Origin of the sequence: Streptomyces sp. NBC_00654 (genome assembly GCF_026341775.1) — a bacterium.
Taxonomy (GTDB): domain Bacteria; phylum Actinomycetota; class Actinomycetes; order Streptomycetales; family Streptomycetaceae; genus Streptomyces.
The window spans coordinates 4302047-4324522 of record NZ_JAPEOB010000001.1; the positions used below are offsets into that span (position 1 = coordinate 4302047).

23 protein-coding genes and 1 pseudogene are annotated in these 22476 nt (G+C 71.7%); 12 read left to right on the plus strand and 12 right to left on the minus strand.

From position 1 onward, the window contains the following. The first annotated feature begins 116 nt into the window (after positions 1 to 116). The gene (locus OHA98_RS18305) at positions 117 to 947 is read left to right on the plus strand and encodes a M55 family metallopeptidase (RefSeq protein ID WP_266927087.1); all 831 of its coding nucleotides are present in this window, start codon (positions 117 to 119) and stop codon (positions 945 to 947) included. On the opposite strand, the gene OHA98_RS18310 is transcribed toward OHA98_RS18305, so the two are convergent. Continuing rightward, the gene (locus OHA98_RS18310) at positions 938 to 1525 is read right to left on the minus strand and encodes an FABP family protein (protein WP_266927089.1); all 588 of its coding nucleotides are present in this window, start codon (positions 1523 to 1525) and stop codon (positions 938 to 940) included. The two genes, OHA98_RS18305 and OHA98_RS18310, sit on opposite strands and share 10 nt — an antisense overlap. A 130-nt stretch (positions 1526 to 1655) precedes the next feature. Between OHA98_RS18310 and OHA98_RS18315 the strand changes: the two are divergent. Continuing rightward, positions 1656 to 1745 (plus strand): annotated as a pseudogene (locus OHA98_RS18315) (RidA family protein); the annotation flags it as partial. Between the two features lie 68 nt (positions 1746 to 1813). On the opposite strand, the gene OHA98_RS18320 reads toward OHA98_RS18315, so the two are convergent. The 3 genes from OHA98_RS18320 to OHA98_RS18330 are packed head-to-tail and all read right to left on the minus strand — an operon-like array spanning position 1814 to position 5528. After that, positions 1814 to 2866, minus strand: coding sequence for a hypothetical protein (locus tag OHA98_RS18320; protein WP_266927091.1), 1053 nt, complete (start codon positions 2864 to 2866; stop codon positions 1814 to 1816). Next, positions 2863 to 4185: an MFS transporter gene (locus OHA98_RS18325; protein WP_266927092.1), complete on the minus strand. Its 1323-nt coding sequence runs from the start codon at positions 4183 to 4185 to the stop codon at positions 2863 to 2865. The genes OHA98_RS18320 and OHA98_RS18325 overlap by 4 nt, the downstream gene beginning before the upstream one ends. Further along, a complete protein-coding gene (locus OHA98_RS18330; RefSeq protein ID WP_266927094.1) occupies positions 4185 to 5528 on the minus strand; it encodes a discoidin domain-containing protein in 1344 nt (447 codons plus the stop codon). The genes OHA98_RS18325 and OHA98_RS18330 overlap by 1 nt, the downstream gene beginning before the upstream one ends. Positions 5529 to 6009: 481 nt before the next feature. Here OHA98_RS18330 and OHA98_RS18335 point away from each other — a divergent pair, with 481 nt between their 5' ends. Beyond that, on the plus strand, positions 6010 to 6387 hold the full coding sequence (locus tag OHA98_RS18335) for a hypothetical protein (RefSeq protein WP_266927096.1): 378 nt from the start codon (positions 6010 to 6012) through the stop codon (positions 6385 to 6387). 156 nt (positions 6388 to 6543) lie between these two features. On the opposite strand, the gene OHA98_RS18340 is transcribed toward OHA98_RS18335, so the two are convergent. Next, positions 6544 to 7614 carry a methyltransferase gene (locus OHA98_RS18340; protein WP_266927097.1) on the minus strand — a complete coding sequence of 357 codons (1071 nt, stop codon included), beginning with the start codon at positions 7612 to 7614 and terminating at the stop codon, positions 6544 to 6546. Between the two features lie 317 nt (positions 7615 to 7931). Between OHA98_RS18340 and OHA98_RS18345 the strand changes: the two genes are divergently transcribed. The 4 genes from OHA98_RS18345 to OHA98_RS18360 all read left to right on the plus strand — a co-directional run bounded on the left by OHA98_RS18345 (position 7932) and on the right by OHA98_RS18360 (position 11224). Further along, positions 7932 to 9158: a cytochrome P450 gene (locus OHA98_RS18345; protein WP_266927099.1), complete on the plus strand. Its 1227-nt coding sequence runs from the start codon at positions 7932 to 7934 to the stop codon at positions 9156 to 9158. Positions 9159 to 9200: 42 nt separating this feature from the next. Next, positions 9201 to 9629 (plus strand): isochorismatase family protein, encoded by a 429-nt coding sequence (locus OHA98_RS18350; protein ID WP_266927946.1) that lies wholly within the window; start codon positions 9201 to 9203, stop codon positions 9627 to 9629. A gap of 275 nt (positions 9630 to 9904) precedes the next feature. After that, positions 9905 to 10825: an MBL fold metallo-hydrolase gene (locus OHA98_RS18355; RefSeq protein WP_266927101.1), complete on the plus strand. Its 921-nt coding sequence runs from the start codon at positions 9905 to 9907 to the stop codon at positions 10823 to 10825. Between the two features lie 123 nt (positions 10826 to 10948). Then, positions 10949 to 11224 carry a hypothetical protein gene (locus OHA98_RS18360; protein WP_266927103.1) on the plus strand — a complete coding sequence of 92 codons (276 nt, stop codon included), beginning with the start codon at positions 10949 to 10951 and terminating at the stop codon, positions 11222 to 11224. A 225-nt stretch (positions 11225 to 11449) separates the two neighbouring features. Here OHA98_RS18360 and cynS read toward each other — a convergent pair whose 3' ends face one another. Next, on the minus strand, positions 11450 to 11920 hold the full coding sequence (cynS, locus tag OHA98_RS18365; protein WP_266927105.1) for a cyanase: 471 nt from the start codon (positions 11918 to 11920) through the stop codon (positions 11450 to 11452). Positions 11921 to 11984: 64 nt separating this feature from the next. Then, complete coding sequence (locus OHA98_RS18370; protein ID WP_266927107.1) at positions 11985 to 12602, minus strand: carbonic anhydrase; 618 nt, start codon at positions 12600 to 12602, stop codon at positions 11985 to 11987. A gap of 122 nt (positions 12603 to 12724) precedes the next feature. On the opposite strand from OHA98_RS18370, the gene cynR reads away from it, so the two are divergent. Then, positions 12725 to 13633 (plus strand): transcriptional regulator CynR, encoded by a 909-nt coding sequence (gene cynR, locus OHA98_RS18375; RefSeq protein WP_266927109.1) that lies wholly within the window; start codon positions 12725 to 12727, stop codon positions 13631 to 13633. 75 nt (positions 13634 to 13708) lie between these two features. Here cynR and OHA98_RS18380 read toward each other — a convergent pair whose 3' ends face one another. The 5 genes from OHA98_RS18380 to OHA98_RS18400 form a co-directional block, all read right to left on the minus strand. After that, complete coding sequence (locus OHA98_RS18380) at positions 13709 to 15019, minus strand: helix-turn-helix transcriptional regulator (RefSeq protein ID WP_266927111.1); 1311 nt, start codon at positions 15017 to 15019, stop codon at positions 13709 to 13711. Positions 15020 to 15025: 6 nt separating this feature from the next. Then, a complete protein-coding gene (locus tag OHA98_RS18385; RefSeq protein WP_266927113.1) occupies positions 15026 to 15256 on the minus strand; it encodes a hypothetical protein in 231 nt (76 codons plus the stop codon). 715 nt (positions 15257 to 15971) lie between these two features. Then, positions 15972 to 16469 carry a hypothetical protein gene (locus OHA98_RS18390; protein WP_266927115.1) on the minus strand — a complete coding sequence of 166 codons (498 nt, stop codon included), beginning with the start codon at positions 16467 to 16469 and terminating at the stop codon, positions 15972 to 15974. Then, a complete protein-coding gene (locus tag OHA98_RS18395; RefSeq protein ID WP_266927117.1) occupies positions 16466 to 17974 on the minus strand; it encodes a HAMP domain-containing sensor histidine kinase in 1509 nt (502 codons plus the stop codon). The genes OHA98_RS18390 and OHA98_RS18395 overlap by 4 nt, the downstream gene beginning before the upstream one ends. Next, positions 17971 to 18699: a response regulator transcription factor gene (locus OHA98_RS18400; protein WP_266927119.1), complete on the minus strand. Its 729-nt coding sequence runs from the start codon at positions 18697 to 18699 to the stop codon at positions 17971 to 17973. Before OHA98_RS18400 ends, OHA98_RS18395 begins: the two co-directional genes overlap by 4 nt. Before the next feature lie 146 nt (positions 18700 to 18845). On the opposite strand from OHA98_RS18400, the gene OHA98_RS18405 reads away from it, so the two are divergent. Genes OHA98_RS18405 through OHA98_RS18420 form a run of 4 tightly spaced genes read left to right on the plus strand, consistent with a single transcriptional unit; the run spans position 18846 to position 22460 of the window. Continuing rightward, complete coding sequence (locus OHA98_RS18405; RefSeq protein WP_266927121.1) at positions 18846 to 19487, plus strand: hypothetical protein; 642 nt, start codon at positions 18846 to 18848, stop codon at positions 19485 to 19487. After that, positions 19484 to 20560 carry a peptidoglycan-binding domain-containing protein gene (locus tag OHA98_RS18410; protein WP_266927123.1) on the plus strand — a complete coding sequence of 359 codons (1077 nt, stop codon included), beginning with the start codon at positions 19484 to 19486 and terminating at the stop codon, positions 20558 to 20560. Before OHA98_RS18405 ends, OHA98_RS18410 begins: the two co-directional genes overlap by 4 nt. After that, a complete protein-coding gene (locus OHA98_RS18415) occupies positions 20557 to 21270 on the plus strand; it encodes an ABC transporter ATP-binding protein (protein WP_266927124.1) in 714 nt (237 codons plus the stop codon). Before OHA98_RS18410 ends, OHA98_RS18415 begins: the two co-directional genes overlap by 4 nt. Next, a complete protein-coding gene (locus OHA98_RS18420) occupies positions 21267 to 22460 on the plus strand; it encodes an ABC transporter permease (RefSeq protein ID WP_266927126.1) in 1194 nt (397 codons plus the stop codon). Before OHA98_RS18415 ends, OHA98_RS18420 begins: the two co-directional genes overlap by 4 nt. The last annotated feature ends 16 nt before the right edge of the window (positions 22461 to 22476 follow it).

Genomic DNA, 22476 nt, shown 5'->3' on the forward strand with positions numbered 1-22476 from the left:
TCGGGCCAGGGGTCCTCCGGCCTGTTGGGTGACTGATACACGTACCGTACGGTCACGCCCTTGCTACGTTCTCCGGTGGAGAGTCGGCAGGTGAGCGAGCCCGAGGAGAACGTGCTGTGCGGATCTACATCAGCGTGGACATGGAAGGCATCACCGGACTGGTCGATGTCGAGGACGTCCAGCCCGGAGGCCGGGACTACGAGCGCGGGCGGCTGATGATGGCGGAGGACGTCAACGCCGCTGTCCGGGGCGCCCTCGCGGCCGGAGCCACCGACATCACCGTCAACGACGCGCACGGCCCCATGCGAAACCTGCTGCCCGAGACGCTCCACCCCGCGGTCCGCCTGATCCGGGGGAAGCCCAAGAACATGGGCATGCTCGAAGGGCTCGGCCCCGAGCACGACGCGGTGATCTGCGTCGGCTACCACGCGCGGGCCGGAGCGCTCGGAGTGCTCAGCCACAGCTTCCTGGGACACGAGATCGAGGACATGTGGCTGGACGGGGCGCCCGTGGGCGAGATCGGCCTGGCCCAGGCCGCGGCGGCGGCCATCGGCGTTCCCGTACTCGTCCTCACCGGGGACGACAGCGCCTGCGAGGAGATGGCGACGTGGGACGGCACCGTGACCACCGTGGCCGTGAAGTACGCGAAGGACCGCTTCGCCGCGGAGCTGCGCCCGGCGGCCGAGGCGCGGGCGGCCATCGAGGAAGCGGTCGCCACCCGTCTCGCCACGCCGCCGACCCGCCCGGCGACGGTGGACAGCCGGGCGACCCTCACCGTCCGCTGGCAGTCGGCCTCGATCGCCTCCATGCTCCAGGGCATCCCCGGGGTGACGGCGACGGACTCGCGGACCGTCCAGGCGCAGGGGTCGCTGCCCGTCCTGTACCGGCTCTTCGGGGTGTGGGTCCGCCTCGCGTCCTCGCTGACCAGCCAGGCGCCCTACTGCTGACCGGCACGCCGCCTCTCGTCGAGGGGCACGGCGGCCGGCTTACGGCGCCGGAGACATGCCGACAGATGGTGCTGCAGCGACTGGCCGACCGCCGCGAGGTCATGGACGAACGTCAGCGTGCCGTCGTCGGCCAGCACATAACGCCGACGGGTGGCGTTCACCTCCTTGGCCGTGGGGGTGAGGGCCACCTCGTGGGTGGTGAGATCCACCGTGCCGTCGGCTGCGCGGCCGGCCGAGATCTCCGCGATGCCGGTGGGCTGGGTGATCAGTGCCTCCACCCGGCCGTCGGGCTGGAGTCGCCACCAGCCGCTCTCCCGGGCCGACGGGCGCAGCGGCGCGTCGTCGGCGTCGAGCAGCCACGCACGGGCCTCGTAGTGCAGGAAGGGCCGGCCGTCGTGGCTGAAGGTGACCTCCTGCGCATAGGTGAAGTCCCCGGCGAGCGTGGGGTACTCGCCCTGCCCCCGGCCGTGCCAGCTGCCCAGGAGACCGAGCACGGGCGCGAGCAGTGCGTGTGGCGCGGGGGCCTCGTCCGGTCGACGGCTGTCGGGGAACGGGTACTCCGGTACGGGGTCGAACACGGTGGTGTGCTCCTGAGGTCGAGGCCGGTGTCAGGCGGAAGCCTAAGCGCTGTCCGGCGATCCCCGGCCGGCTCACGACGGCGGTCGCGGCGACGCCACCGGCGGACTCCCGCGCGCTGGATTCACACCTGCCGGGGCCGGCGGTTCGTTCGACGACGTGGCGAAACCGACGGTCCATGTCGTCGACCGGACCCCGGACGGGATGCCGCTGTTCCTGAAGGTCCCCGGCCTCGGACCGGTGCCCACCCGTCCTTCGCCCTCACCGCCCGGCGGCGGTGAGGGCACGGGTCAGCGCAGTGCCGCCGGGGACGACCCGCCGGCCACGGCCACCCGGGGCTTCCCGGTGCCGTCCGCGGGAACGGCCCAGATGTCACTCGACCGGGCGGTCGCGCCCGGCAGCGCGTAGGCCACCGTGTCGTCGTCCAGCCAGGCCGCCTGGTCATCGACGCTGCGGGTCTCGGCGAGCGGTGTCTCGCGCATGGTCCGCAGGTCGAGGACGTACAGCCGCCAGGGTGCCGCCGGGTCGTCGGACACCTTCTTCTTGAAGGCGACCCGGGTGTTGTCGGGCGACAGAGAGGGGCACTCGGCGTTCTGCCGCAGCGCCTTCGCCGACCAGTCCTTCATGTTGCCCTCGACGAGATAGGTGCGGCCCTTGGTGGAGACGGTCGCGTAGAAGCGGTTGTCGTCGCGGGCGAACGTCACTCCCCAGTAGTTGACGTCGGGGGAGTGGTAGCGGGCCCCGTCGATGGTGAGGGGGATCTCCTCGATGGACTTGATGAGATAGCCGGTACGCAGGTCGAGGACGGCCGTCCGGGTGGAGAAGGCGGTGGTGGCGTAGGAGTCACCGGTGGCGAACACCGTCCAGGAGAGCATCGTTCCGGAGGCCGAGACACGCGCCCGGGTGGGAACACCCGGCACGGTGACGCGCCGCGTCTCGCGCAGTCGCCGGTCGAGGACGACGGCGTACGTCTTGGGCAGCACCCCGGGTTCGGCGCGCAGACAGAGCGCGTTGTCCCCGGCGGCGTAGAACCGGTCGCAGGCGGGGCCGCCGGTGGTGCGGGCCCCGGTGGTGCTGCGGACCCGGGTGGTGGTGCGGGTATCGGGGCCCGCGGCGAGCGGCTGGTGCGCCACGCGTCCCGTGGCCGAGTCCCGGAAGTACAGCGCGGGCCCTTCGAGCGCGAACGAGGCGTCGGCCTCCACCTGTTGACCCTCCGTCCGGTTCTCGGCGTGCAGCGCGTACCCGAGGGAGCCGCCCCCCAGGAGCAGCACCGCGGCCGCCACGACCGCGACACGGGAACGGGGGCCGAGCGGCCCGGCGGGTGTCGGGAACCTGAGTCTCATGCGGTCCGCCTCTCGGGGATCTGGGCTTCCGGCCCCTCGGGGGCCGGGGAGCCGGACGGGTTGCGCGGCAGCAGTGCCCAGCCGCCCGCGAGCGCGGCGACCAGGACCGAGAGCGCCGCCCACAGCGCGGGGCGCGGCCCCCACAGGGTCCACGCGGCGCCGAAGCCGGCCGCGGCGACCATCCGGGCGAGCGCCTGGCCGGTCTGGAGCAGGGCGAGTCCGCCCGCCCTGCCGTCCGCGGGCAGTGAGGGCCCGGCGAGGGCCATCAGCACCCCGTCGGTGGTGGCGTAGAAGACGCCGAGCAGCACGAGGACCGGGACGAGGAGAAGCGGCGCCGGGCCACCGGCGGGGGCGAGGAGTGTGGCGTACACGCCGAGCAGCGCGAGATGTCCGAACAGGAACGGCAGACGCCGGCCGACCCGGTCCGCGATTCGGCCCGCCGGCACCGCGAGCAGCAGGTAGCACGCCGCCGCGCCCAGCGGCAGCAACGGGAACCAGCCGATGGGAAGGTCCAGGCCGCGCTGGAGCAGGAGATAGACGAAGGCGTCGCCCACCGTGGCGGCGCCGAGCAGGGCGGCCGCTCCGAGGATCCGCCGGAACGTGGCATCGCGGAGTGCGGCGAACGCGTTCCACTTGCGGGGGGCCGCCTTCGGAGCCGCCTTCGGTGCCGGTTCGAAGGACGGTGCCGTGGACGGCCCGGGAACGTACAGGACGAGCAGCAGCACCCCGAGCAGGCCGACGCAGAAGCTGACGACGAACACCGCGTCGTAGGCGCCGGCGGTCGCCCAGAGCAGGGCGAACGCGGCGAGCGGACCGAGCAGGGCCCCCGTGGTGTCCATCGCCCGGTGCACGCCGAAGGACCGGCCGAGCGTTTCGGGCCGGCTGCTCAGGGTGATGAGCGCGTCGCGGGGCGCCGTACGGATGGCCTTGCCGACCCGGTCGGTGGCGAGGGCGGCCGCGATTCCGGCGGTCGCGCCGCCGGCGAGCAGCAGGCCGAGCCGTGAGCAGGCGGAGAGGGCGTAGCCGAGCCCGGCGACGCGCTTGTGCCGGTGGCCGCGGTCGGCGGCATGCCCGCCGAGCAGCCGGACGATGGAGGCGGCGCCGTTGAACAAGCCGTCCAGGAAGCCGAATTGAAGAGGTGAGAGACCAAGCCCGAGGACGAGGTAGAGCGGCAGCACCGCGGTGACCATCTCGGAGGAGATGTCCGTGACGAGGCTGACCGTGCCGAGTGCCAGGACGGTGCCGGGGACACGCCGGCCCGCCCCGCCGGAGCGGGGCGGTGCCGGTGTGTCCCGGCGGCCTGTGGTCGCCAGGTACATCAGTGGCAGGTGTACTTCGGGCTGGTGTCCTTGTTCTTCCCGTCGGTGCCGACGTAGTTCCAGCTGTAGCCGGAGTCGGTGAAGTCCAGCTTCAGGACACCGTACTCACCGCTGATCCGCTTCTGGCTGTTGGGCTGGACGTTCTCGATGGGGTAGGGCTCGGCGCCGCCCATCCCGCCGATGATCTCGGTGAGCCCGTCGGCCGTCGCCTTCCCGTCGGGGTTCTGCGGGGCGAACCGCTCGTAGTGGTGGTCGTGCCCGTTGAGCACGAGGTCGGCCTTCGCCCCGTACAGGATCTTCCACACCGGCCTGCTCACCGGGTCGTTGCCGTGACCGCCGGAGGAGTAGAGCGGGTGGTGGAAGAAGGTGGCGATGCACGCCTTGCTGTTCTTGGCGAGGTCGGCCTTGAGCCAGTCGATCTGGGCGCTCTGGTCGAAGGAGTTGGAGTCGAGGGCGATGAAGTGCCAGTTGCCCTCGTCGAAGCTGTAGTAGCTCTTGCCCTGGGGGTACGCGATCGCCCCGAAGTACGTCTTGTAGCCGACGAGGGGTCCGGCCGGGTCATAGGTCTCGTGGTTGCCGGGTACCGGGCGTGTCTTGTTCTTGAAGGCGCCCCAGGTCTTGTCGTAGTAGGCGCGGTAGTCGGAGATCCGGGCGTCGTCGTACTGGTTGTCGCCCATCGTCAGGTAGAACTTCGGATTGATCTGCTGTGCCAGCGCGGCGGTCCTGGGGTGGGCGCAGTCGCTGTCGGAGGCGGTGCACTGGGCGGCGATGTCACCGGCGGCGACCACGGTGAACGCACCGGTTTCCGGGGGCGTTCCCTCGGAGGTGCCGTACACCTCGACCTCGTACAGCGAGTAGCCGTAGGCGGTGCCGCGCGCCGTGCCCTGGACGCGCACGTAGCGGCCCTTGCCGGACACGGTGGGCCAGTCGTCGGTGCCGCCGTTCCCGGCCGTCTCCTCGGCCAGCCGGGTCCAGGTGGTGCCGTCGCCGGAGACCTCGATCCGGTACGCCTTGGCGTATGCGTCCTCCCAGGTCAGAGCCACCCGCGTGATGTCGGCGGCCGCCCCGAGATCGACACTGATCCACTGCGGATCCTTGCCCTCGGCGCTGGCCCAGCGGGTGGCGGGGTCGCCGTCGAACGCGTTCTGCGGGCCGAGCGCGGAATCCTCGCTGGAGGACGCGGTGGCCGGCTTCCCGCGGGAGAGGAGGGGATCCGCGGCGGCGCCGGCCCGGTCGGGGTAGGCGAGCAACAGGCTGATGACGAGGAGCAGTACGGCGGCGATGACCATGCCCACCGTATGGCGTCGTGTCGGATGGGGCAGGACTGAGCGGTTCGGGTACATCCCTGGACTCCTGGCCTTGGGGGTGGCGAGAGCTGGGCATTGGTACGTGATGTCGCGTCCCGGCCCGTGCGCGCGGGCGGGCAGCGACGTCGTGGCGGCCGGGCCAGAGCTCTCACTGAGCGCGTCATGCCCATGGGGCGGGCACCGCGCCGAGCCGCCGCCCGGAATGCTAGCTGACAGTAAACTTTCCTACCAGTAGTCCAACTCTCTTTACTGAGGCCTTTGTTCGGTACGCCGGAGCACCCCCGTGCGGCCGCTGGAAGTACCGCTCGTTCGGGACGTTTCCCGGATGCGTCCTTCCCGGGCCGAGATGCGCAGGCAGCGGGGCCGTGGTCGGTGCGGGTGTCCTGCTCTCCTACGATCGGACGGAAGTTGCCGGTGGAGCGAAGGCGGGTGAGCGGGATTGGGGCAAGGTCCTGACTGGTTCTGGGAAGTCCTGGATGTGACAAGGCCACGCCTGTCCGCCCTGGAGACATGGCTGATGGCACAGCCACGACAGATTCTTGAGGAGTTCGCGCTGGCATACCTGGATGCGGCGGACTCGCTGATCGACTTCTCGGAAGGCGTACACATCGACGGATCGGTCTGGTCCGAGGACAGCACCGAGGATCTGTGCCTGTGGGTGGTCGGCCAGGGCCACAGGTTCTGGCACTCGGTGGTGACCGGTGAGTGGGAACTGGCAGAGGCCGCGCAGGCGTATCTGGGACGCCCATCGCCGCTCAGCGGCGAGGTGACTCAGTGGGATCAGGTGGTCTCGGCCCCGGAACACCGGGGTTACCAGTCCCCGGACGCCATCGTCCACGGCGTCTGCCGAACGCGTTTCGCAGAGGACCTGCACGAACGGCTTTCGGATGGATGACCTGCCGGCCAGCCGCTTTCCGGGCGACGCGGCGAGGCTCCTGGTGGATCAGCGGTTGTCGGGTCCAGCCGCCCACCGGGAGCCCACGTGGGGGGATGTGGAAAGAGGGTGAACGGCCGCGAGCGCCTCACCCGCGAATCCACGCCGGCGGCCGGATCAGTCGGGACATCCGCTCTCGAAGGCGTGGTGTCCGTCGGACAGGCGCGTGACGGAGAGCGGTTCGAGGCCGGCGGCAGTGTGCAGTCGCCAGATGTCGTCGGCGGTCCGGAACCCGCGGACCTCCTTTCCGCCGAGCACCATCTGGTAGAGGGCGTGAGCCCCGTCCGACTCCCGGTCGAGCAGGGGCTCCAGCACGATCAGCCTGGGCCGCGGTCCTGTGCGGGCAAGGGTCTGCGCGGTGCGGGTCATGGCCCGCCGTACCGCGGTGAGGATGCGTGTTCCCTGCTCGGGCGACCAGTCGTGCAGCACGTTCTTGAGCAGGTAGAGCCCGCCGCCCTCGGGCACTTCCTCGAAGATGTCCGCCGGCTGGAAGCGGATCCGGTCGGCGAGCGAACGGTCCGGGGCCTCCGCCATGCGGGCCGCCGCCCGGGCACAGACGCCCGGCCGGTCGACACAGGTCCCTTCGAGGCCCGGGTCGCGGGCCAGGAGCGACATGAGCAGCGTGCCGTTCCCGCCGCCGACGTCGATCAGCCGTCCCGGCGCGGAGAAGGAGAACTGTTCGGCGAACGCCGCGGCCGTCGGTCGCGCCAGCTCCGCCATCGCGGCGTCGAAGACCTGCTCCCTCTCCGGTGTCCGGCCGAGGTATTCGTACAGCGGTACGTCGAAGACCTCCTCGAACCCGGAGCGCCCGGTCATGACCGTGCCGAGCAGCCCGGCGAAGGCGTCGTCGTAGGTCTCGGCCAGCAGGATGCAGTGGTGACGCAGGGAACGGGGATGGTCGCTGCGCAGGGCGGCGTGGCTCTCCGCGAGCCGGAACCGCCCGTCCTCCTCGCGCACGAAGACTCCCCGCATGGTCAGGGCCTGGAGGAGGCGAAGCATCACCTCCGGGTCGCTGCCGGTCCGTTCCGCGACGTCGTCGGACGTCATGGAGGCGCCGTCGAGGATGTCCGCGATCCCCAGTCTGGCCGCCACGGCCAGTGCGCGCGAGAAGCACCCTCCTGCGGCGATCTCCAGGAGCCCCCCGCCTGTCTGTGCGTCTTCCCCCTGACGGCGTGCGTCCGTGTCCACGGCCGGCCCTCCTTCCGCTCTTCCTCCCGCCCGGCGGCCTCGGCCGTGCGGTACACGGAACAACGACGCGGAGGGACGACCAGAACGGCTCCTGCCCCCGTATGTCCGGCGCACACAGGAGCGCCGTGTACCCCATATGCGTGAACCTGCACGGTCAGGGACGGTACGGGCCACCCGGGGCGGCAGGCTGGCAGTCAGGTTCTGCTCCGGCCGTCGGCACGTCGGCCGGGCACGCCGCGCCCGCACGAGGCGGCGCCGAAGCGCCGGCCCGTACGCGACCGCCTCGCCGTGCACGGGCCGAAGAGGTGAGGAACAACGTGACAGCCACCGCCGGATCGTCCCCAGCCCTCCCGACCCCGAGCTACCCGATGGAACGCACCTGCCCCTACGCCATGCCCGCCGGATACGGGCCGCTGCGCGAGCACCGTCCGCTGTCCCGGGTGTCCCTGTACGACGGACGAAGTGTCTGGCTCGTCTCCGGGAGCGACGTGGGCCGGGCACTGATCCTCGACCCGCGGATCTCCTGCGACACGGCGCATCCCTCCTTCCCCAGCCTGACCGAGAGCATGGCCTCGCGGCAGATGCCCGGCCTCCCGCTGATCGGCGTGGACGACCCCCTCCATGCCCGCCAGCGCAGGTGGATCTCGTCCGCCTTCGGCATCCGCCGGATCGCTGCCCTGCGTCCGGCCATCGAGCGGACCGCCGCACGGCTGGTCGACGCCATGCTCGCCGCGGGCGACCGGGCGGATCTGGTCCGCGCCTACGCGATGCCCCTGGCCTCCGACACGACGTTCGCCCTGCTGGGGATGCCGCACCGGGACCGCCCGCACGTCGACGCGCTGATCACACGACTCCTCTCGCCGGTCGACGAGGAGGACGGCCGCACCCCGGAAGAGTTGCTCGCCCAGCTCCTGGACTACCTCAAGCGTCTGCTCACGGACCGGCAACGCGCCCCCGGCGACGACCTCATCGACGACCTCGTCGCCGCCCACCGCCCCCTGACCCCGCAGGACCTCGACACACTGGCGATGACGTGCGTCGTTCTGATGTCCGGAGGGAACGAAACCACCTCCACCACCCTCTCCACCGCCGTCCTCGCCCTGCTCGACCACCCCGCCCAGCTCGACCGGCTGCGCCGGGACCCCTCGCTGATGCCCGGCGCTGTCGAGGAACTGCTGCGGATCAGCTCCGTCACGGACGCGCTCCCCCGTGTGGCGGTCGAGGACATCGACATCGCCGGGCACACCATCGAGGCAGGCGACGGCGTCCTCTTCTCGACCATGCTGATGAACCGGGACCCGGACGTCTGGGACAGCCCCGACACGTTCGACGTCCACCGCAGGACCGGCCGCCACGTCGCCTTCGGCTTCGGCATCCACCAATGCGTCGGCCAGAACCTGGCCCGTGCCGAAATGGACATTGCCCTCACCACCCTCCTGCACCGCATCCCGACGATCCGCCTGGACGTCCCCTCGCATCAGGTCCGCAGCGTCGCGGTCCACGTCCAGCTCGGCGGCGTGGCCGAACTGCCGGTCACCTGGTGAGGCCGGCCGGCGAGCACCTCCGGGGACCGCCGGCGCCCGGCCATCGCCCTCGTTGCCCGGCACTCCCACCAGGACAACTCTCTTTCAGAGCCCGGTTCGCGGCGTGCAGGTCACCCGGCGACCGGTCCACCATGTTCTGCTGAATTCCATCCCGGGTTCGCCCCCGCCTCCGAGGCTGTCGACGAGGTCCTCTACAAGGGGGCGCACTCCGCCCCGAAGAGCGGCTTCGAAGGTTCGGCCGAAGACGGCACCTCGCCGGCCGACTGGCTCAAGGTCCGGGACATCACCGCTGTCGACATCGTCGGCATCGCCACCGACCACTGCGTCAAGGCCACCGCGCTGGACGCCGTACGGGCCGGATTCGCCGCACACGTCCTGCTCGACTACACCGCGGGCGTCGCCGCAGACACCACACACCGCGCCCTGGGCGAACTCCGCGAGGCCGGTGTCTCACTTCGGCCGGTCCGGTGACATCGAGCAGGTCGACATCGGGAAGGACGGCGATGACGATCCGGCGGGTGCTGGGCATGCATCCAGCGTCACCCCCGACTAGCCAGCGGCCGCAATGACGGCTTCCTGTCACATCCGGACATGCGCGGGAACCCCTTCCGGGCAGCGGCGGGCTTCCGTTCCGAGAGGCGTGGTCGCCACCGAAATCAAGAGCCGGCTCCCCTTCCCCTTCCGGCAGCCGCCGGGATACCTCTTGGTCGCAGGACCCGTACACACCGCGAGGAGTGAAGGAAGCCATGGATCACGCCCACATTGCCCACCCAGCAGCAGCCGGAGCGGCGGAGGAGACGGGAGGCTGGTACGTGGACGATCGCTGCACGAACTGCGATGTCGCCAGGCAGTACGCACCGGACCTGATCCGTGAGGTCGACGGACGGTCCGAGATCTACCGCCAGCCACAGGGCGAGGAAGAGGCCGGCCGCTTACTCGCCGCCGCGTTCGCCTGCCACACCCGTTCCATCCGGCACACCTCCCAGCGGCTCGACCCCGCGCTGGACCCCTTCCCGTTGCCCCTCGATGACACCGTCCTCCTGTGCGGGCAGAACTCGACGCACACCGCGGGGGCCAACTCCTACCTCGTCCGGCGCTCTTCCGGTACGGCGATGCTCGTGGACACGCCTCGCTGGAGCCCGGCGCTGGCCGCCCGGTACGACACCATCGCCGATGTGACCGACGTCCTGCTGACCCATCGGGACCACGCCGCGCACGGCCGTCGGTACGCGGACCACTTCGGCGCCCGGCTGTGGATCCACGAGGGCGACCTCGACGCCGCGCCGGACGCCGACCGGATCATCCGGGGCACCGGCACCGTCGAGATCGCCGAGGGGATGCTCGCCCACCCGCTGCCCGGTCACACCGAGGGCAGCGTGCTCTATGTCGCGGACGAGACGTACTGCTTCAGCGGCGACAGCTTCTACTGGTCCCGTACGACAGGTGACATCGAAGTGGCGGAGAGCGTCACCTGGTACTCCATCCGGGAGCTGGCCGCCTCGCTGGCGCGAACCGCGGACGGCCTCCGCTTCGAGTGGCTGCTGCCGGGGCACGGAGACCGCAAGCGGCTCCCGGCCGCGGACATGGCGGAGCGCATGCGCCGGCTGACGGCACGTACTCAGGAACTGACCCCCCGGCCCGTGGACTTCACCGCACTGCGCTGGTGACCGGCAGCGGCCCGGCAGCGGCTACCCGGTCGGTGCGCCGTGGTCCGACACGCACGTCACGGACGGCCGCGCGAGCGTCCCGGGCGGCATCCGCCGGGGACGCCGCTGCATAGAGTGGAGGGTGTGACGTGGAGCGAGGAGGAGTACGCCGCGTACCTGCGCGATGAACGGAGGCGCTACGCCTGGGTGATGAGGCGGTACGGGAACCTGTCCCCGGCCGAGTCCCGGGCGGCCGCCGAGGAGCGGTACGCGTACGAGCCGGCCGACGCCCCGTTCCGGGGGCTGGTCTTCCACGACGAGGCGTGGCACTGGGCGATGCTGGCCCTCCACGGGGAGCGGTACTGGACGGACCGGCCCGAGTCGGCCGACGCTCCGCCGGAGTACGACGCCCTCGGCTGAGCACGAGCGGGTACGCAGACGGCGGCGCGGGCCCGTGCAGTGCCGGTGGAAACCGCGGCGGTGTCCGGGCTCGACAGGGGGGCAGGCAGGCGGGGCCCGTTGGAGGCGGGCGCCGCCCGGCTGCTGCGCGCGACCGGCGCGGCCTCACCGCCGGCTGATCCGGAGGTGCCGTCCGTGGGCGCGGGCGGCGGCGGGACGGAGAAGCGGCCGCCGCCCGCCCCGCGGTCAGAACGGCCTGGTCGGCAGGTACTTGCCGTTCAGAGTGATCACCGCGCGCTCGCCGCCTTCGGGGTCGGCGACCTTCTTCACGTCGAGCGTGAAGTTGATCGCGCTGATGATGCCGTCGCCGAACTGTTCATGGACGAGGGCCTTGAGGGTGGTGCCGTACACCTGGAGCATCTCGTAGAAGCGGTAGATGGTCGGGTCGGTGGGAATGCCGCCGGGGAGGGAACCGCGGGTCGGAATGGTCTGCAGCAGCGTCACCGCGTCCGCGTCCAGGTCCAGCAGCTCGCCGACCGCCTGCGCGGACTGCTCCGGCAGGGCGTGCTGCCCCAGTACGGCGGCGGTGGTGAACGCCGGCGACAGACCGGCCGCGTCCGCGATCTGCTGCCAGGTGAGGTCCTTGCGGGTCTTGGCTGCGACCGCGGCGGCGGCCAGAGCCTGACGGGGGGCCGGGTCGAACTGGGCGTGCGTCATGGGGAATTCCTTCTGTGTGAGCCGGTCGCCGGGTGGCGGCCGGTGGTGGTTCCCGCGGAACGGGTCAGGCCGCGACTGTCGTGTCGTCGACCGTTTCGACGGTGCAGGTGGCGATGTCGAAGACCCAGCCCCGCAGGGTGACCGTGCCCTCGGCCAGGGCCCGGGTCACCGAGGGGTGGGTGGCCAGATTCCGCAGCTGGGTAGCTACGTTCGCCCGTACCAGAGCGGCGACTCCGGCCCGGTCCGGGGCGCCGGACGCGGTGCGGGCCGCGGGGACCGCGGCGGCACGGGCCAGGGCGGCGTCCGCGTGGCGCAGCCAGCCGGCGATGGCCGGGGCGCCACTCAGGTCGTGGCCCTCGGCCAGGGCGGTCATCGCCCCGCAGGCGGAATGCCCGCACACGACGATGTCGCTCACGCCCAGAACGGCGACGGCGTATTCGATACTCGCGGTGACGCCGTCGGCTCCCGGGCCGTACGCGGGGACCAGATTGCCGGCGGTGCGGATCACGAACAGCTCACCCGGCTCGCTCTGCGTGATCATCTCCGGGACGACCCGGGCATCGGAACAGCTGATGAACAGCGTCTTCGGCCGGTGTGTGGTGGCGAGACGCGAGAAGAGCCCCGCCCTGGCCGGATAGACGTCCCTGCGGAACCGGGTATGGCCATCACGAAGATCGTGCACGGACACTCCCTCTCATGAGTTCTGCCCTGCGGGCTGACAGAGACAACCGTGCACGACCAGCATCTATAGCGTCCAATATCTGCTGTCCATGAGATCTATCGACTGCATCTATAGTGGGATTCATGGGTCCTGAACTACGCCATGTCCGCTATCTGCTCGCCGTGGCCGAGCACGGCACGTTCACGCGCGCGGCAGAGGCACTGCACATCTCCCAGCCGACCTTGTCCCAGCAGATCAAGCAGTTGGAACGAGCCGTCGGTGCCCTGCTGCTCGACCGCGGCGGACGCGGCGTCCGGCTGACGGACGCCGGTGAGGCATACGTGTACTACGCCCGGCGCGCCCTCACGGAGCTGGCCGCCGCCGACCGCGCCGTACTCGATGTGGCGGACCTGTCCCGGGGCCATCTGCGGCTGGCGATGACGCCCACCTTCACGGCCTACCTCGTCGGCCCTCTCGCACAGGAACTCCACACCCGTCATCCCGGAGTCACCCTGCAGGTGCACGAGATGCCCCAGGACCGGATCGAGACGAGCCTGCTGGCCGACGAGATCGACCTCGGCGTCGCCTTCGCGGCGGCCCACCTTCCCGGAGTCACCGCGACGGCGCTGTTCACCGAGACACTCAGCCTCGTCACCACGGCGGCCGGGCCCGGCCCCGGGGAGCGACAGCCCATGCCGGTGGCCGATCTGGCACAGCAGAGTCTCGCCCTGCTCAGCCCGGACTTCGCCACCCGCCGTCACATCGACCGCTACTTCGCCGAGCATCACATCAGCCCGCCCGTGACCGTCGAGGCCAACACCATCCAGGCCCTCAGCGACATCGTCCGACGCACGCCGGACCTGGCCACGGTGCTGCCCGAGGCCATCACCCACGACCATCCGCACTTGACGCCCGTCCGCCTCGATCCGCCGCTGCCCACCCGTACGGTCACCTTGCTGCACAGGGAGAGCGCCTACCGGAGCGCCGTCGCACGAGCCTTCGTCCGACTGGCGCGCGATGTCGTCCGTGAACGCGGGTACGCCCCAGCGTGAGGGCTCCGCCCGTACTCGCGGTGGTCCGCCGAGCACGCCCCGCCCGTCCGCGCGGGGGTACCCGCGCGGACCCCGTCACCGATCGTCGGATGCGGGAGGCGTGCGCAGGACTACGGGCGGGACGGGGCGGCTGCCCGGGATGTTGATGCGGATCCGGGTGGTGAGCGTGGTCCCGCTCGGAGCCGGCGCGGGCGGGGGCGTCCGGTCAGGCGTCCGGTCCGGGCCCTGGCAGTCGGGACACGGACAGTACTGGTACGGGCGGCCCGGACCCGCGGGCGGGCGGAACCAGTCCGGCGGTCGGGGCGGGCCCGCCGGCGGCGGGTCGTCGAGCGTTGCCATCGCGTCCGCGTTCTGCGGCGGAGCGGGCTCCGGATCGGCCGGACGGGGCCAGGCCTGCTGAGGCACCCGGCGGGGAAGCGGGTCACGGGGAGGCGCGGCGGGGATCCGCAGGACCAGTGTGGGGGTGTCCGGAGCGTGAGGCGCGGAGGGTTCGGAGGCCCGCGCGGGCGCGCAGTCGGCACAGAGCGCGGCGGTCCACCCGCGTGCGTCGTTGTAGCCGAAGGACGGCCGGCGGCACCGGGGACAGGCGAGCTCTCCGCGGCGCTGCGCCTGGTCGACGAGGAGTTCACGGGTCATTCGGGCCGACTTCTGTCCGGCGCCGTTGCTCTGGTGGGGGATGTTCACCAGAAGCTTGAGGCCGGGCTTCTTGCGCGCCGAGGACTCCAGGTCGCTCATGAGCAGTTGGAGGTCCCGCGGTGTGATGCGGTCGTGCGTGACCAGACGGTCCTTCCGCCGGTGGCGGGCACGTGTGCTGCTGCGGTCCGCGTCCGCACGGTCCCAGGCCTTCCCCCACTCCGCGAGGTCGGCCTTGCGGACGCCGCAGGCCTCGGCGAACGCGAGGACGAAGTCACGGCCGGGCGTCGAACGGCCCTTGAGGACCCGGCCCGCCGTACTGCGCGGCAGCCGTCCCACACTGCCGAGGCGGGGGTCCAGACTCCGCAGCGGAGGGCTTCCGTCGTCCTGGTAGAGGTCGACGATGGCGGAGTGCAGGTCGGCGAAGTCCTTGACCACGCTGATGTGCGCCCCGCCGCGGTGTCCGGTGAGCACGCCCTGGGCACGGACCTCGTCGCGGCGGGCGTGCTTCCACAGGCGCTCGGCCTCTTTCGTGCCGCGGCCGCAGGCCCGAGCGTAGGAGGTGACCACGTTCGGGTTCTGCGGCACGCTGCGTCCGGAGGCGGCGCGCGCGAGGGTGTCGGCGCTGAAGTCCGTACGAGCGGCGAGCTGGTGGTAGGTCAGCCCGGCCTCGTCACGGCCCGCACGCAGCCAGGTCGCCAGCGCGAACAGCGACTTGCCGCACTGGGCGATCGGGTTCTCGCGGCGCCCCATGGACGGTCAGGCCTCCGCCGGTCCCGGCTCGGTCGCCCCGATCCGCAGCCGGCGCAGCAGCCGGACGCCCAGGGCCGCCGCCTCGACGATCAGCACGGTCGCGCTGATGGCCGGGAGCCCGGCGACGGCGAGAACGGTGGCGGCGACGACGATGACGATCAGGACCACGACTTCGGGGACGGTGAGAGGACGGGGCGGCACGGCGTCGGACGTGCCGCAGAGAAGGGTGCTGTTCATGATGGTTCTCCAGACGAACGTGTACTGCGGGCGAACAGATGGGTTGCGCAAGGCGGTTGCCGCCGCCTGTGTACGTAGTGATGTTGCAGCATTCCCGGCGGCCGGACTAACCCCTTCGGCGCCGATTCCGCGTCCGCGTCCCTGCTCCGGTCCGGCCCGGCCTCCGGCATTCACAGGACTACCTGCCTGGTCGGGGCAGTGATGACGGACGCGATTCCGCAGATCCGTCCCACCTTTGCGCAGTCCCTTTTGGGGAGATACGCGGATAGCCGCGGTGGCGTCCCGCCCTCTGTTGCCCCTTCCGGCCATGGCCGGAAGGGTTCCGCCCCAGCTCACGGGCCCGCCAGGGTCCTGATTTCCGCGTCCCTGTCCCCGTGTTGACCTGACGGCGCGGATACCCGATCTTTGACGGTGCGCCCGCAGTGGGCATGTTTCCGCTGCGGGGCTCTCCGATGTACTGCGGGCAATCCAGTTCCGGAGACGGGGCGGACTCGTTGCCGCGAGTCCCTCCTCACGTCCCGGCACCGTGATGACGGTGCCGGGACCCGCCCCGCGGAGGTCCGTCCGCCCGGGCGCACACCGACCGGTGGACCACCGGCGGGGCCCGGCCGGCCCCGCCGCCCGCATCGGGGGAGACGTACGGGGACCGTTGCCCGGTGACGGCGCTCCGTGGACCCCGGTGCACCCGGGGGGACGGCTGAGGAGGCGTCCCGCCTCAGCCGTTGAGGAACTCCCCACACCGGAAGGGGCCCAGCGCGGCGCCTTCGGACGGCCGCAGGGTGACTTCCACGTCGTCGGCCCTGACCTTCGGTTCCAGCACGGACTGGGCGCGCGCCAGCGTGCACACCAACTGCCCCGTGCCCTGGTCGTGCCCCGTCGCCGCATAGGGCTCCTCCAGGCGCACCGTGACGCGGGTTCCCGATCCGCTCACCGAATAGCCGCCGAGGTCCTGGACGAGAGAGGTGAGTCCGTCGCGCTGTTCGGAGGGCGACGGCCCCGCCGACAGCAGCTTCATCACCGTGCCGAGGTTCTCGATCTCCCTGTCGAGCAGCGGAACTCCGCGCAGTCCGCCGTCGGACGCGAAATAGAGCCGCGCCCCGCGCGTCGGACCGGACGCCGGCTCGCCCGCGTCGATCACTCCGGTCGGCTGGACGCCGCAGCCCATGAGGGCGACCCCCAGCGTGACGACCACGGCACCCTGCCGCCCCTTCACTCCGTTTCCTCTCCGGTACGCCGCAGAGGCAGCCGCAGTGTGAACACGGCGCCGCCCCGCGGTCCCTCGGCCACATCGATCGTGCCGCCGTGCAGCCGCGCGTTCTCCAGCGCGATCGCCGTACCGAGGCCGCTGCCCTGTCCGCCGTCCTCCGACGCGCCTCGCGTACGGGCCGTGTCCGCCTTGTAGAAACGGTCGAAGACCTGCTCCCGGGCCCCCGGCGGCAGCCCGGGTCCATGGTCCGCGACCTCCAGCGTCACCCACTCCCCGTCCGGCCCGCGGGCCGTCCCGAGGGTCACGGTGACCGGCGGAGCGCCGTGCCGCAACGCGTTGCCCACCAGATTGGCCACGATCACGTCGATACGGCGCCGGTCGACCACCGCGCGGATGTCCTCGTCGAGGTGCGTCCGCACCCGGTCCGTCCAGCCGCGCAGCGCCAGCGACGCCCGTACGGTGTCGGCGAGGCCGGTCTCGGCCGCGTTCAGCCGGACCGCCTTGGCGTCGAAGCGGGAGATCTCCATCAGGTCGTCGACCAGCCGGGACAGCCGTGCCGTCTCCGCGCCGACGGTACGGGCCGCCCGCGCCGCGTCCGGCGGCAGCTGGTCGGCGTCCTCCTCCAGGACGGTCGCCACCATCGTCATCGCGGCGAGGGGCGTGCGCAGTTCGTGCGACACGTCCGCCACGAAGCGGCGTGCCTTCGCCTCCTGCGCGCGCAGTTCCGCGTCGGAGGCCTGGAGCGCGTCGGCGGTCTCGTTGAACGTCGTCGCCAGGTCGGCGAGCTCGTCGTGACCGGTGACCGCGACCCGGCTGCCGAGATCCCCGGCCGCGAGTTCGCGGGTGGCCCGGCCCAGCTTCCGTACCGGACGCAGGACCGTCCGCGCGGCCAGCAGCGCGAGGACGGCGGCCAGCAGCACCACCGGCACGATGCCCGCCCGCACGGAGCCGAGCAGGGCCGCGGTGTCGTCGCGCTCGGCCCGCAGATCGGCGATCATGAAGACCTCCAGGCCGGAGGCGCGGCGGTCCCCGTCGGCGTACATCACGGGCGTGCCGACGGCCAGATAGGGCTCGCCCCGCCACATCACCCGCTGGAACCGCGCCCCCTTCCCGGTGCGCACGGTGTCGCGCAGCCCGGTGGTGATCCGGTCCTCCGTCTCGGCGAGCGAGTCGGAGACCCCGGTGAGTTCCTGGTAGCGGGCGACCACGATGTTCCCTCCGACCCCCTCCGACACCTTCGCCGCGAACCCGGACAGCGACTGCTGGTCGGGGGGGATGTCGAACTGGGCCGCCACCGTGCCGACCCGCTCCCGGAAGTCGTTCACCGCCGTGTTCTGGGCGCGTTGGAGGACGGCGGTGCGGGCGTCCCGGTAGGCGAGGGCGGTCGCGGTCACCGCGCTGATCAGGGCGACGAGGACGAAGGCGATGACGAGCCGGACGCGCAGCCCGCCGACGAGCCGTCGCGAGCGCCCCTGCGGGGCGCCGCCGCTGCCTCTTCCCGGACGGTTCACAGCGGCCCGAAGCGGTAGCCGAAGCCCCGCACGGTCTGGACGTACCGCGGCTTCGCCGGCACGTCCTCCAGCTTGGCCCGCAGCCGGCCGACCGCCGCGTCCACCAGCCGGGAGTCGCCCAGGAAGTTGTGCTCCCAGACGGATTCGAGGAGCTGTTCGCGGCTGAGCACCCTGCCGGGGGAGGCCGACAGCTCCAGCAGCAGCCGCAGCTCGGTGGGCGGCAGCGGAACCGGGGTGCCGTTCTTGGTGACGGTCAGCCCGGCGCGGTCGATGTGCAGGCCCCCGAGGACGGGACCGCCGTCCGCCGGCCCTGAAGCGGACGTGGGGACGGACGCCGCATGGGACGGCGACGGCTCCGCGCGGCGCAGGGCGGCCCGGATGCGCGCCTCCAGGACGGGCGCGGTGACCGGCTTGACGACATAGTCGTCGGCGCCGGCCTCCAGGCCGGTCACGATGTCGGAGTCGTCGCCGCGCGCGGTCAGCATGATGACCGGCAGGGTCGCCGAGCGGGCGCGGATGCGGCGGCACACCTCGAAGCCGTCCATACCGGGCAGCATCAGGTCCAGTACGGCCAGTTCGACCCGTGCGCCCCCCTCCCCGGCGAGCAGGGCGAGGGCCTGCTCACCGGTGGCGGCGGTGTCCACGCCGTACCCGTGCCGGCGCAGCACGAGTTCCATCCCGTCCCTCACGGACGCGTCGTCCTCGATCAGAAGCACATGCGGCATGGGGCCGATTATGGGCACGGCGGAACCGATCCGCCTACTCCGTACAGCAGCGGACGCGCAGGTCGGAGGCATTGTTACGTTCCCATCACCTCGTCATGGACGGGCCATCATCTGCGGCCGTGAACGTGAGGCCCATGAGTTTCCCCATGACGAACCCCCGGACCACCACCCGGCTGCGCCTGGCCACCCTCGTGGCCCTGCCCGTCCTCGCCTTCTCCGTCGCCTGCGGCGGCGGTGACGACAGCGCCGGCGGCGCGAAGAAGGACGAAGCGATCGCCGACGTACCGGACGCGCCGGCCGCGAGCGCCGCGGAGGGCGACAAGAAGCCGAGCACCCCGCCCGCGGGCAAGAGCGCGTTCTACGACGCCCAGATGACGTACGTCCAGTGCATGCGCGCCAAGGGCGGATACCCGGACTTCCCCGACCCCAAGCTCAGCGGCCACCTCGACTGGACGAAGGTCAACGAGATCGGTTCCCAGCCCGGCCGCAACAAGGGCATCAAGGGCGGCAAGAACGGCGCCTGCGTCCCCGAACTGCAGGCCGCCTTGACAGCGACGCCCGAGATCGACCAGCAAAAGGCGTACGAGTCGATGCTCGCGCACGCCAAATGCATGCGGGACAACGGCATCTCCAAGTTCACCAACCCGACGATGAGCGCCGGGAACGCCCAGCCGGGCGGTCAGCCGAACCCGATGTCCCGGGCCTATGAGGAGGACTCGCCCGCGTACAAGCAGGCCCGCAAGGCGTGCGAGTCGAAGCTGCTCGAAGGCCTGGACGGTATGCAGTGAGGCGCCGCACCGCTTTCCTCACGCTCGGCGCGGCGGCCGTCGCGGCCGCCGTCACCGGGGGAATCCTGCTCCCCGGTGACGGCGGCGGCACGGGCGCCTCCGGGCGCGACGGCGGCCTGCCGCCCGCCACCGCCACCGTCGTACGCACCGACCTCGTGCAGTCCAAGACGGTCGACGGCAAGCTCGACTTCGCCCAGCGCCGCCCGGTCGGATCCGCCGTGGAGGGCACCGTCACGGTGGCCGCTTCCGAAGGGCGGACGGTGACCAGGGGGCAGACGCTGTACGAGCTGAACGACAAGCCCGTCACCCTTCTCTACGGGCCGGTCCCGATGTTCCGCGAGATGAAGGCGGGCGACCGGGGCAGCGATGTGCTCCAGCTGGAACGCAATCTGCGTGACCTGGGGTTCGGAGCGAAGCTGTACGTCGACCCGTGGTACGACAAGGACACCGAGGCCGCCGTGAAGGAGTGGCAGAAGACCCTGAACCGCGACACCACCGGCAGGGTCGGCATGGGCGACGTCGTGTTCCAGCCCGACCGGGTCAAGGTGGCCGACGCGGACGCCGCGCTCGCCGACCGGGTCGGGCCGAGCGACACCGTCCTGACGGTCGCCTCCACCAAGCCCGTCGTACGGGCGCAACTGGATCAGACCGACGGCGCGCTCACCTCCAGCGGCACCAAGGTCGAGGTCACCCTGCCGAGCGGGAGGACCGTGGCCGGCAAGGTCGTCGGGACGGTGCGCCCCGAGGACGCCGCCGGCGGGGGCGAGGCCGCGGCGGAGGGCATCACCGTCGAGGTGGCCCTCGACGGCGGAGCGGGAGCCGTCTCCGGTGAGGACGCCGAGGCGCCGGCGAGCGTGAAGTTCGTCAGCGAGGCACGCCGGGGAGTCCTCGCGGTCCCCGTCGAGGCGGTCGTCGCCCTGCGCGGCGAAAAGGGCGGCTACGGCCTCCAGATCGTCCGGGGCACCACCTCGAAGATGGTGCGGGTGGAAGCGGGCATGACCGCCGACGGGCGGATCGAGGTCAGCGGCCCGGAGGTCCGCGAGGGACTCAAGGTCGGAGTGGCGAAGTCATGACGCCTGCCCCCGTGATCGAACTGCGGGACGCCACCAAGTCCTACCCCGGTGGCGTCCACGCCCTGCGCCGGGTGAACCTCACGGTCGAGGAGGGCGAACTCGTCGCCGTCGTCGGCCCGTCCGGCTCCGGCAAGTCCACGATGCTCAACGTCATGGGCACCCTCGACAAACCCACCACGGGCACCGTCCGGGTCGCCGGGTACGACGTGTCCGGACTCTCCGACTCCCGGCTCTCCGCACTGCGCGCCCGCCACATCGGCTTCGTGTTCCAGCACTTCCACCTGGCGGCGGGCCGCGACGCGGTGGACAACGTCGCGGACGGACTGCTGTACGCGGGCGTACCGCTCAAGGAACGGCGTACGCGGGCGCGGGAGGCACTCGCCAAGGTGCGGCTCGACCACCGCTACGCGCACACGCCCAACGAGCTGTCCGGCGGCGAGAAGCAGCGCGTGGCCATCGCCCGCGCCCTGGTGGGCGACCCCCGGCTGCTGCTGGCGGACGAACCGACCGGGGCACTGGACACCGCGTCCGGCGAGATCGTCATGGAGCTTCTGCACGAGCTGAACGCGTCCGGCACGACCATCTGTGTGATCACCCACGACAACGAGATCGCGGACTCGCTTCCGCGCCGGGTCCGCTTCAAGGACGGCGAGATCGTCTCGGACTCGCGTCCCGCCTCCCTTACCGGAACGGAAGAGGCGGTTTCATGAAGAACGCTCTCAAGCCCTCGCGCCTCTCCCCGCGCGACGTCCTCCGCGTCGGTGCGGTCGGCCTCCGCGCCCGCCGCGCCCGTGTGGTGCTCTCGGCGCTCGGCATCGCCATCGGCATCGCGACCATGGTCGCGGTCGTCGGCCTGTCCGAGTCGAGCCGTTCGGACCTGATGGCCCAGCTCGACCGTCTCGGCACCAACCTCCTCACCGCCGAAGCGGGCGAGGACGCCATGGGGGGAGAGGTCGAACTCCCCAGGAACGCGGTGGCGATGGTCGAGCGCATCGGCCCGGTGCGGCACGCCACGGCCACCGCCGAGGTCGACGCGCGCATCCGCCGCAGTGACCTGGTCCCCGAGGAACGCACCGCCGGAGTCACCGCCCAGGCGGCCCGCATCGACCTGCTGTCCACGCTCGGCGGCGAGGTCGGCAAGGGTGCCTGGCTGGATACTGTCGGCGAACGCCTCCCGATGACGGTCCTCGGGGCGGTGGCCGCGGAGCGCCTGGGTATCACCCGAACCGGCGAGACGATCATGATGAACGACATCCGGGTGGTCGTCGTCGGCATCCTCGAACCGATCGAACTGGTCCCCACCCTGGACCGGGTGGCCCTGGTCGGATTCCCCGCGGCCGAGCGCTACTTCGGCTTCGACGGACTCCCCACGACCATCTTCGAACGCTCTACTGACGCCTCGGTGGAGGACGTACGGGCGGTCCTGGCCCGCACCATCAGTCCCGGCAACGAGTCGGCCATCAGGGTCTCCCGGCCCTCGGACGCGCTGGCCGCCAAGGCCGCCACGGACGAGGGCCTGACCAACCTGATGCTCGGCCTCGGCGCGGTGGCCCTGCTGGTCGGTGGTGTGGGCGTGGCCAACACCATGGTCATCTCCGTTCTGGAGCGCCGTCAGGAGATCGGCCTGCGCCGGTCGCTGGGAGCGACCCGCAACGCGATCCGGCTCCAGTTCCTGACCGAGTCGCTGCTGCTGTCGGCGCTGGGCGGGGCGGCCGGCGCGCTGCTGGGAGCCGCGGCGACGTACGGCTTCGCGAAGGTCCAGGGGTGGACCGCGGTGGTTCCGCCCTGGTCCCTCGCGGGCGGGCTGGCCGCCACGCTCCTGATCGGTGTGGTCGCGGGCCTCTATCCGGCGATCCGCGCCTCCCGCCTGCACCCGACAGTGGCTCTGAACGCGACGTGAGGAGGACCGACGCCGC